We start from the raw sequence: 11,102 nt of genomic DNA on the forward strand, positions 1-11,102 counted from the left end.
AGAGATTTATTTTATTTTTTATTTGGTGTGGCTTTAAATGTACATGATTTAGGTCATACATATTCAAAATTTAAATTGAAATCTGGAGAATATTTTTATTTTAATTTACTTCTAATTGCTAATAATACTTGATTTTCTTCTTCTGTTAATTTTGTACCTAAAATCATTTTATTTGTTAGATTAATAAATTTTTCATAAGTTGTTTTTTGATTTTCGTTAAATGTTAATTTTTTTTTTGCTATTTTAGATTCATCTAGTATGTTTTTTATTAAATTAGATCTTTCTATTTCATTTAAGTTATTTTCATATCTGTTATCAAAAATTTCTCCTAAACAATATATTAAATAATTCACTTCTTCTGCATTTTTTAATGTTTTAAAAGAGTTTAATAAAGGTTTTTTTAAATCTTTTATTTGTTCAAATTTAATTTTATTATCTCTATCTTTTGAAGATAATTTTCCTATAGACCAAAATATTGGTGTTTTAAAAGATAAGTTTAATTTTTTCTTTAAAGCATCTATTGCATTTATTGTATATCCAACTTTTCCTAAAGATATAATTGAAGAATTTATTATTGCTTTATTTGATGTGTTATCTAATACTTGTATTAAATGATTTTCTGCTATTTTATTTTCTGATTTTCCTATTGTTTCAATACATGTTCTTACTTTTGTGTTTAATTCAAAATCTTTTAAATAATAAAATCTCATAGGTGATGAATAAAACATAGCTTTTTGAATTATTTCTTCAGTTTCTATATCATATTTTGATATAATATTTCCTAATAGTTGCATAATTCTTGTAAATCCAAAAGAGTTTGCATTTTCTAATTTTTTTAATAAAACTGGTATAAAATCTTTAAAGTTTTCTGCATTTAATATTGCTGTTTCTTTTTGTTTTATTGATTTGATTAATTGTGCTTTTTTGTATGGGTCTTTTGTTTTATCATGATTTTTAAATAAATCTGTTAAATACTTTATATTATTTGCAACATCTAACTTTGGTCCTATTGGTTTTGTAGTTTTTATTTTTTTTTTAGGAAGTTCATAATTTGTAGAAATAGGATTATTTATTTGTTCGGTTTTACTTGTTAATACGCTAACTGTAAAAGTATTATCTGAAGAGTTATTTACACTTCCAGTAATTTTCATCATATTCATTTCATCAACTTCTATATTTAAATATATTTTATCTGTTGTTTTTAATGGAGGATCAAAAGAAATTCTTCTTGTAGCAATTTTTCTGTTTGGAGCTAATGTATCAGATCTTCTTCCTAAATAAAATGGTAAATCTATATACTTTGTATTATCATATTCTACAGTGAATTTATCTATTACAGGTGATTTGTATGGAAGTACTGTTCCTTCTTTTATTAAATGTTCTACTCTATTTCCAGCAACTTCTATTCCTATTGAATCATTTATTATTTTAGTTGGTTTATAGCCTCTATATGTATAATAATGATATACTGAAGCACCACTTGCAACTGCCATATCTGGATCTAATACACTTAATGGTTCAAATCCAAAGAAATCTTTGATTCTATCTTTTATTAAAGTTAGTTTTGTCATTCCACCATTTAAAATTACTCCATCTATTTTTGGTATTTCTCCTAGTTTTTCATATGCTTTATATAATATATCTAATATTGGAAATATTATATTTTCATTATCTTTTATGTTATCAACATCTTTGAAATCATCAAATTTAAATTCTTCTTTTAATAATGGAGATATTATTTTTTTGTATTCTTTTAAACTTAAATCATATTCAAAAATATAATTGTCATATATGTTTCCTTTAATTATTTCTATTTCTGGATTATGATCTTCAATTCCCATTAATTTATTACTTTGTATTTTATCGCTTAGTTCAATTTTAGCTTCTTCCGCTATTTGAGAAAATTTTTTATTTATACTCATTTTTTCTACTTCATTTAAACTTTCATAATCTATTTCATAAGCTGAAATAAATTTAATTAATAATTCTTTTGCTAATAATTCATCAAAATTATCTCCACCAATTTTAGTATATCTTGATACTGCATAATCTTCTATTTGTATTTTTTTATCATAAAATACTTTATGAAGAGATACATCTAATGTACCTCCTCCTAAATCAAAAACTAATATGTTTTTTTTATCTTTAAAATCAATTAAAGATTCTGGTATTTCTCCATTATTATGTTTATTAATAAAATCAAATATTACTGCTCTAGGTTCATCTAATAATATATTTTTATAAGATCCATCACCTTTTTTTACAGAAAAACCAGCTTTTTCAGCTGCATCTAAAGTTTCTTTTCTCATATCAGAATCAAAAGAAGCTGGAACTGTTATTATTACATTTTCAGGTATAAATCCAAATAAGTCTTTTGATGATTGTGCTAATTGTTTTAAAATCATAGCTTGAATATCGGAACTATAATAGCTTTTATTATTAAATTCAAAGTTTTTATTTTCACCCATAAAACTTTTTACAGACTTTACTACTAAGTCAGGTCTTGTAAGAACCATATTTTTAGCATATTGTCCTACTTTTGGTGTGTCTTTACCAAAATATACTGTTGAAGGTAATTTTTTATTTCTAATTAAACTTCCAGTAGAATCAAGCATTTTTGTATCTAATATTTCAGTTTTTATTCTTTCATTTGTATCTATTTTTGACCATGATAGTAATGAATTTGTAGTACCTAAATCTATACCAATAAAAAATTCTTTTTTCATTTTTTTGCCTCCTAATTATTGTATTCTTTTACATGAGGTTTTGATATAATATGACCTTTATATTTCCAACCAACTTTTTCTACCATTACGTGCTTAATTTCATCTTCTTGAAAAGGTGTGCCTATATATACATAATCTTCCGTTACATATTGATTTATATCTAAAATTTCATCTTTTTTATTTATTTGTTCTAAATCTAAATCATCAAAAAATTTTTTTAACATTTTTAAAGATAAAGATAAAAAATTATATTGCATTGGTAATGATTTTCCATCTTTTTTTAATTTTTTTAAAGTTTCATTTGATTCATATACATTATTTATTATTTGACTATATTTTTCAGAATTCATGTTTTTTAATATATTAATTAAAGTTTCGTCTTCAATATTTTCAATCTTATTTTCTAATTCTTTTTTCAAAGTTTCATTTTGCTTTTCGGTTATTTCAAGTGATGATTTTAAGTCTCTTTTTTCATTTAATATATTTTTTCTGAAATTTTTTTCTTTTACTTCATAAACTAAGTTTGATTTCATTTTTTCATAATAAAAATCATTAATTTTTCTTATATCATTATTTTCTTTACGTTGATAAGTTTCAATAGTAGCTAAATATTCTTTAAGTATAAGAAAGAAAAAATGATTGTTTTCTTTACGAAGTTTTTTTTCAATATTTTCTTTTAAGGTATCATTATTAATATATTTTTTTTCTAATAAAACAAAAATAGATTTATAAGTTATAGCTGGTATTTTATTATTAAAAAAGTAATTTTTTAAATCATCTAAACTATTATTAATTTTTTCTTGATTTTTTGAATAAAGTAGAATGGATATATTTTCTGATACTTCTTCTAATTTTTCTATCCAGCTTAATCTATCTGTATAATATAATAAATTCCATTCTTTTAAAGAATTGAAAACATTGTAAGATAAACTAGCTGATTTTGTATAATTTTTGATTTTATATACTAAATCTTTTGCCATATAATCTTTTTTTTCCAATAAATATTCTGCTAATAACTTCATTTCAAAATTATCTTTACTATTTTCATATCTTGAACGTTTTTTTTGATTATTTAAAATCTTTTCAAATTCTAATATCATTCTTTTATCCTCCTATATTATTAATTTCATATTATTAAAAGACATTATTGTATCTGTTTTTGGAAATAACTTATGAGTTTTAAATAAAATATTTGAAGAATTATCTCCTGTATGAACATATATAATTCTTTTTGGATTTGTATGTTTTATTAAGTCAAAAATACCTTTTGAATCAGTATGAGCTGATAAACCATGTTTAACAATAATAGATTTTTCAAAATCTTTATTTTTATAAACTTTATTACCATAACTCAAAGGATCTAAATAACCAGTAAAAATAACCTTTGCTGATTCTAAATCTCTGATATTTTTATAATATTTATAAGAAGCAGATCCTTCTAATAACATTCCTGAACTGCATATAACAATTTTCGATTTCAAATGCTTAATATTTTTATAAAGATTTCTCGGTGCATTTTTTATATAATTGCTATAAATCTTAAAACCTTTATTTTCATAAATATGGGATATCTTTTGACTTAAACCATCAATAAAAATTTCTGGGTTATTTAAAACAAGACCTCTTTCAATATAATCATTCAAAATCATAGCTATTTCTTGAGTTCTACCAAGCGCAAAAGCTGGGATTATTATATTATGTTCATTTTTTAAAGAAGCATTAATTTCATTTATAAAGTCCATTATTAAATCATCTTTAGACTTTTTAATTTCTATATCGCCATAGGTGTTTTCAGAAATCAAAGTATCGATTTTTACCCCTTTAGGTAAATCAATAGAAGGAACAGTATATTGAAAATCATAAGAAAAATCTCCTGTATATAAAAAATTTCCTTCTTTAGATTCAAGTAATATGCAACTTGCACCTAAAATATGACCAGCAGGATAAAAAGTTATTTTAATATCATTAATAAAAAAAGATTTGTTAAAATCAATAAAATTAACTTTTTCAAGAGTCTTTTTAACTTGATTTTCAGAATATAATTTAATATTTTCAGAATCAGAATTATTTTTTAATGTTTGAGATAACATGCAAGGAAATAATTCAGAATTTTCTGATGAAATATAAATATTATTTTTTAAATCTTGTGAAATACTAGGTAAAGCACCTATATGATCTAAATGAGAATGACTTAAAAGAATAGCATCAATATCCCAAAAACCATCAACATACCCTTGGGATAAAAAGTTTATAAAATCTGGATAAGTCTTTTTACTACTAGGTCTAATACCACAATCTAATAAAAATTTAGTTCCATCTAATTCAATAAAATAGCAACTCGCACCAATTTCATTTCCACCCCCTAAAACATAAAATTTAGCCATTTAATTCACACTCCTATTTTTTTAATTCTTTAATTTATTAATAGACAAAATATTAAATTATAGATAAAACCTTTGGTTTCATGACGGTAAATCATTAGATTTATCTTTCATGACGTTTCGCTATTCTTCACTTTGACACGGAGTTTCACTCCTTTAGCAAAAACAAAATCTATTTAATGATTATTAATCAACTATCCATATTTTTTATCTTTTATGTTTTTAAACTTTCCCTTGCTTTTTTCATTAAAACTGCTCCTTAAAAGAAATAAAATTGAAAGAATTTTTATTGAAGAAATTTTATTTTGAAGGAGCGAGATCTATGCTTGGAGAGATGTATACTTTATTTGTATTTTATATAAAAAAACAGGCATTTCTGCCTGCTTTAATCATTTTATAATTGTTATTATTTTAAGTTTTAGATTAATGCGCATTGATAAAAAAAGTGATCATCCCTCAGCTTACTCGTCCCTTCCACTTAAGTAACAGTATTCCTTTATAGGAGTGATAAGGACTCCTTTAATCAATTCAGTCATGGATAAAATTCCAGTTATCAATTTCTTTTATTGGTAAGTATTTTTTTTCGTTTTTATTAATAAAAGCTAATGTGTTTTCTTTTCTTTTTAGTATTCTCATGTCATTTATTTTTTATTTGATTATATAATTTTGGTATTATTTCAAATTTTATTATAAGCATAAATCCAATAAAAAATGCTAAAATCGTTCCAATTTTAATTATTATTATTTCAAAACCTTTTTCTAAAGGAATTGTAACTGCTTGTAATAATTCTGGAGTTGTAGCAATTTTATATAATGCTCCTGCTAGACCTAATCCTGCAAATAATTTTGGGTTTTTCTTTATGTATTGAAATAAATCATCTCCATACTTTTTAGTTATTTCAATTATTTTTACTGTATTTTCTGGATGTGTTTTTATGGCACTGCTAACTGCTATTAAATCTGATGAGTTTGTAACTTTATTACTTGTTTTTATTAAATCATCTCCGTATTTTATAATTACATCATCTGATAATTTACTATATTTGTTTAATGAAGGTACTATTTTATCTCCATATTTAGTAATATACTTACTTGCATCATCTCCATATTTTGATAGTAGTTTTACTCCATCATCACCATATTTAGTTGTTATTTTAACTGCATCATCACCGTATTTTGATAGTAGTTTTACTCCATCATCACCATATTTAGTTGTTATTTTAACTGCATCATCTCCATATTTTGATAGTAGTTTTACTCCATCATCACCATATTTAGTTGCTATTTTAACTGCATCATCTCCATATTTTGATAGTAGTTTTACTCCATCATCACCAAATTGTTTAAATATTAATTTAACTGTATCATCTAATAAAGATATAGGGGATGAAAATAAATTTGCTGAAATTAAAATAATTGCTATAGTTATTAAAAGTTTTTTCATATAAATCACACTCCTAATTTTTTATTTTTTGATTCTTCAATTTATTAATAGACAAAATATAAAAAGTACAAGGAAATAATCCTTGTACTTTTAAAATATTTCTAATAGTTTTGGTTCTAATGAATTATAAAATTCATTAGATACAGAATAAGCAATATCATCAACTTTATTATATAAATCTTCTTTTAAGTTATCTTTAGAAGCTTTATTTATTACTTTATCAAGTATAATGCTTACTAATATCGAAATACCAACTGTTGTTATTGATGAAATTCCTGATACAATCTTTGTTGAAGCATTTGCTAATACTTTTTTTACTACTCCAGATATAACTTTTCCTATTAATTTATCTAAAATAAAGTTAGTACCAATAAAAGAAGTTATACCTAAAGAATTTCCAAGAATAACTCTTGATTCTAAGTTTTGTTTTAAATTTTTATCAAGACTTATATTTAAATTAAATTTATCCTTTAAAATAGTTGCTAAGTCTTTTTCTTCATAATTTGGAATATTTAATAGTTCCATTGACATATTTTCTATGTTACTCTTTATTATTTCATTTATTTTTAACTTTAACTCATTTGCATTTTGATTTACTAATACTTTTATATCATTTTCTGTAAACATATTTTTATCATAAATTTTTTGAACATGTTCTTTTACATCGTTTCTATTATTTTTATTTATAGGATGTTTTATAAAATCCCATATTCCTTTACCTGCTAAAACTATTGAATTAAAAAAACCTAGAGATTCATCAACAAATATATCTACATTTGTTTTATATTTTTGAATATCTTTTCTTAATTTTATTTTTTGTACTGATAATAAATTTGTCATTTCAGATTTCATTTTTTTTTCATAGTTATTTATAATTTTTCTTTCTTTTTCTTTATCATAAGTTTGAGTTTTTTCTTCATATTTTTTAATTAAATCTTGTTTTGATTCATATGAAGAGTTTTTTATATTAAAATAATTAACTATCATTAATACTATTCCTAAAACCATTAATGTTAATAATAATGTGTTTAATAATTTTTTTTTTTTTGTAATTTTTTTCATAAAAATCACTCTCCTATTTTTTTATTTTTTGAGTCTTCAATTTATTAATAGACAAAATATTAAATCAAAGATTTAATGACGGTAAATCATTAGATTTATCTTTCATGACGTTTCGATACTCTTCACTTTGACACTTCACTCCTTTAACAAAAACAAAATCTATTTAATGATTATTAATCAACTATCCATATTTTTTATCTTTTATGTTTTTAAACTATTCCTCAAAGAAATAAAATTGAAAGAATTTTTATTGAAGCAATTTTATTACAATGGAGAATGAGAGCTATGTTCGGAGGGATATATACTTTATTTGTATTTTATATCAAAAGTCTGTTTTTTTATTCAAATTATTAATAGACAAAATTATATAATTTTTTGATTTAAAAATAAGTTTAAATATTTAAATCCATGAAGGATGTATAAGGACTTTGATAATAATATTATTTTATTCGGAGGATATGATAAAGTTTCTAACCCATAAAGGATATATAAGGACGAAATTCAAGGAGGGTTTAAAAATGATTGAAGAATAGTTTCTAACCCATAAAGGATATATAAGGACGATGGGTGTAACGATTCCAAAAACGAGACTTATCGAAGTTGTTTCTAACCCATAAAGGATATATAAGGACCCTACATATATGACACAAGGAGTAATTACGAATATGTTTCGTTTCTAACCCATAAAGGATATATAAGGACGGAGAATCTGGAATGAGATTTGAGCTGGAGATTATCCAGCGTTTCTAACCCATAAAGGATATATAAGGACCCCCCTTTCGGGCGAAGGAGGAGAAAAGAATGGAAGAACAGTTTCTAACCCATAAAGGATATATAAGGACTTTGAGAAATACTTAAAAAGAAGATTGAAAGCAAAACTGTTTCTAACCCATAAAGGATATATAAGGACCTGAAATCGTACAAGCGGTTAACTATGATGGGTTAATTGAGTTTCTAACCCATAAAGGATATATAAGGACCAGTTAGACTGCTTGAATCAATCGGAATTTCGGTTGGCACCGTTTCTAACCCATAAAGGATATATAAGGACATTATTTAAAAGGAGGTTATTATATGAAAATAATTAATAGGTTTCTAACCCATAAAGGATATATAAGGACAAACAGTTAACACTTATTTAAAGATACTTGATAGCTATGGTTTCTAACCCATAAAGGATATATAAGGACTTAGTGACTACCTTCCAGATGAAGAAATTAAAATTTTAAGTTTCTAACCCATAAAGGATATATAAGGACGAACTTTAGAAACAGATAATGAAGTTTGGTTTGTAGGAAAGTTTCTAACCCATAAAGGATATATAAGGACAAACAATATCTTGGATGGTATGAAGATTATGACGAAGAAGCGTTTCTAACCCATAAAGGATATATAAGGACTGCTTATGTAAACAAAAACGGCGAGGCTAAAGGAAATAGTTTCTAACCCATAAAGGATATATAAGGACACGAAAGTAACAAGAAGTCAGCCTTTTAGAAACACTGTTAGCGTTTCTAACCCATAAAGGATATATAAGGACGGGCTGGAGATGCAGTCCATTCAATGCCATTAAAAATCGTGTTTCTAACCCATAAAGGATATATAAGGACTTTCTATTTAATCTCATTTGATAATTTTTGATATTCATTTGTTTCTAACCCATAAAGGATATATAAGGACATAAAAATAAAAAGTCCCGAAAGGGACTCAGGAGGGAGAAAGTTTCTAACCCATAAAGGATATATAAGGACCAAGAACCATCCGCCTGGTTAGGAGGTAAGCCATATAATAGTTTCTAACCCATAAAGGATATATAAGGACCACCAGTAAATAGTTTTTCAGCAATCCCTTCTTTGGTATCTAGTTTCTAACCCATAAAGGATATATAAGGACAGCTGAGATAGGTTACGATTATGAAAATGAAGATGACACAGGTTTCTAACCCATAAAGGATATATAAGGACTTTTTTTCGGAAATTTTGAAAAAATCCAGTCCTATGAGGGAGTTTCTAACCCATAAAGGATATATAAGGACATAAATTTTTGATTTCTACTGTATACGTTATATTCGCATGTTTCTAACCCATAAAGGATATATAAGGACTATATAATAATCGTTCATAATTATTATATCTTATTGCTGAGTTTCTAACCCATAAAGGATATATAAGGACTAGTAACAGGTGGCTTGTCACTATTGTTAATAGTGACAGTTTCTAACCCATAAAGGATATATAAGGACTGAAAATTGCTCCTACAGCTGGAAAGATCTAGATATAGGTTTCTAACCCATAAAGGATATATAAGGACTTTCAATTTATGAATGTCTCTCTGAAAAGAGAGACAGTAGTTTCTAACCCATAAAGGATATATAAGGACGGGGGAACAGGTTAACTTTAACCGCTTTCCTTGAAGTTTAGTTTCTAACCCATAAAGGATATATAAGGACTTTATAAATATATTCATTTTCCTCTTTAAACCAAACTTGTTTCTAACCCATAAAGGATATATAAGGACCAAATATGTTTTCATCGAACCAAAATTTTAATAAAGGTTTCTAACCCATAAAGGATATATAAGGACAAGCGCTTTCATTGACATTGAAGAAACCTACTGCGGGTTTAGTTTCTAACCCATAAAGGATATATAAGGACAAATTTAAGTTAACTTTTACATCTATCAAAGAATTGAAAGTTTCTAACCCATAAAGGATATATAAGGACTTAATAAATAGTACCTTTTATAAAGAAGATGAAATAGCAAGTTTCTAACCCATAAAGGATATATAAGGACCTTCTAGCGTTATTGAGGAATTCGATGAAGAATTCTGATTAGTTTCTAACCCATAAAGGATATATAAGGACTTTCCTTGATTTTATGTATGATAATTTTGAATATACATCGTTTCTAACCCATAAAGGATATATAAGGACATAAACAGCCTGTAACAGATAAGGACACTGGTAGAAGAGTTTCTAACCCATAAAGGATATATAAGGACAAATGTTTGGTTAGGGGATCTTGTAGAGCTTATAGATTGTTTCTAACCCATAAAGGATATATAAGGACTCATAAAGTATCAAAAACACGTAAGACCTCACCATTTGGGGTTTCTAACCCATAAAGGATATATAAGGACCATCGGGAGTAGATTATATCCGTCTATATCCACACGGATATGTTTCTAACCCATAAAGGATATATAAGGACATTTTTATATTGTTGAAAGAAACGAACCTTCTTTTAAAAGAGTTTCTAACCCATAAAGGATATATAAGGACATTATGCAACACACACCGTTGTTGGATACTTTAGATGAAAGTTTCTAACCCATAAAGGATATATAAGGACGTATGGATGGGCTGGAGATGCCATCCGTAACCTGTCTTTGTTTCTAACCCATAAAGGATATATAAGGACTTTCTATCAAATGGAAGCTAGTAGAGTATCTCAAATAAATGTTTCTAACCCATAAAGGATATATAAGGA

5 protein-coding genes and 1 CRISPR repeat array are annotated in these 11,102 nt (G+C 25.2%); all 5 genes read right to left on the reverse strand.

The genetic code is table 11. The features are described from left to right. Positions 1-95: 95 nt before the first annotated feature. The 5 genes from PWP28_RS13165 to PWP28_RS13185 all read right to left on the reverse strand — a co-directional run bounded on the left by PWP28_RS13165 (position 96) and on the right by PWP28_RS13185 (position 7,613). Positions 96-2,726, reverse strand: coding sequence for an Hsp70 family protein (locus PWP28_RS13165; protein ID WP_308644944.1), 2,631 nt, complete (start codon positions 2,724-2,726; stop codon positions 96-98). An 11-nt stretch (positions 2,727-2,737) separates the two neighbouring features. Beyond that, a complete protein-coding gene (locus tag PWP28_RS13170) occupies positions 2,738-3,826 on the reverse strand; it encodes a hypothetical protein (protein WP_308644945.1) in 1,089 nt (362 codons plus the stop codon). A gap of 12 nt (positions 3,827-3,838) precedes the next feature. Further along, positions 3,839-5,110 (reverse strand): MBL fold metallo-hydrolase, encoded by a 1,272-nt coding sequence (locus PWP28_RS13175; RefSeq protein ID WP_308644946.1) that lies wholly within the window; start codon positions 5,108-5,110, stop codon positions 3,839-3,841. A gap of 634 nt (positions 5,111-5,744) precedes the next feature. Then, positions 5,745-6,551 (reverse strand): hypothetical protein, encoded by an 807-nt coding sequence (locus tag PWP28_RS13180; protein ID WP_308644947.1) that lies wholly within the window; start codon positions 6,549-6,551, stop codon positions 5,745-5,747. Positions 6,552-6,641: 90 nt separating this feature from the next. After that, positions 6,642-7,613 (reverse strand): hypothetical protein, encoded by a 972-nt coding sequence (locus PWP28_RS13185; protein ID WP_308644948.1) that lies wholly within the window; start codon positions 7,611-7,613, stop codon positions 6,642-6,644. Between the two features lie 397 nt (positions 7,614-8,010). Beyond that, positions 8,011-11,033: direct repeats of the CRISPR family, unit length 30 nt; unit sequence GTTTCTAACCCATAAAGGATATATAAGGAC. The last annotated feature ends 69 nt before the right edge of the window (positions 11,034-11,102 follow it).

The organism is Oceanotoga sp., from assembly GCF_030445905.1.
In the GTDB taxonomy this organism is placed as follows: Bacteria; Thermotogota; Thermotogae; order Petrotogales; family Petrotogaceae; genus Oceanotoga; species Oceanotoga teriensis.